The sequence below is a fragment of the Micrococcus sp. genome (assembly GCF_030523875.1).
Taxonomy (GTDB): Bacteria; Actinomycetota; Actinomycetes; order Actinomycetales; family Micrococcaceae; genus Micrococcus.
On sequence record NZ_JAUNHR010000123.1, the window covers coordinates 1 to 680 of the forward strand.

At 73.5% G+C, this 680-nt stretch carries 1 protein-coding gene; it reads right to left on the minus strand.

What is annotated here, in order from left to right:
• The coding region (locus Q4D18_RS11145) for a hypothetical protein (protein ID WP_303128425.1) at positions 1-680 on the minus strand (680 nt) is incomplete at both ends.

Here is a 680-nt window from a genome sequence, read left to right on the forward strand (position 1 = left end):
GCATCCAACCGCGAGCGCAGGTTGGCGAAGGCGTCGAGGACGTTGCCGGTGTCGGCCACGCGGATCGGGACGCCCTCCTTCTCGAGGGAGGGGACGAGGACGGCGCCGGGTCCCTTGCCGTCAATCACGGCGGGGATGCCGTAGGTGGCGGTGAGCTGCTTGAGGCGGTCCACGGGCCAGGAGGCGCCGGGGCCGTGCTGGAGCACGCGGATCCAGGCGGCGCCGGTGTCGTCGAGGCCCGCGCCGACGACGGCGGCGGACTTCAGGTCGATGGACACGGCGACGGCGAGGCCGGACAGGGTGAGGTCCGCGGGGCGGTCCTCGCGGGAGGCCTGCGCCCACTTGCCGGGGCCGAAGATGTCCGAGGACGTGGGGTCGTCCCACCATCCGTGCCGCTCGCGCGCGTACTCCATCGGGGGGAGAGCTGCGCGCTCGGCGAGCAGGTACTTCAGGGTGAGGCCCGTGCCGTTGGCGCGGGTGCGCCCCAGCAGCGGGTTCGCTTGCTTGAGGTTGTCGACATCGTCGAGCTGGCAGCCCTTCCACTTCCCGGGCTCGTGGTCGCACTTCTCGGAGGCGCACGCGCGGCGCGCGGAGGCCCACTCGAAGTAGGCCAGGCGGGCGGAAGTGCCGGCGCGGCCGCTGTCACGGATCGCGCGGAGCACGTCCGCGTGCGCCGTGCC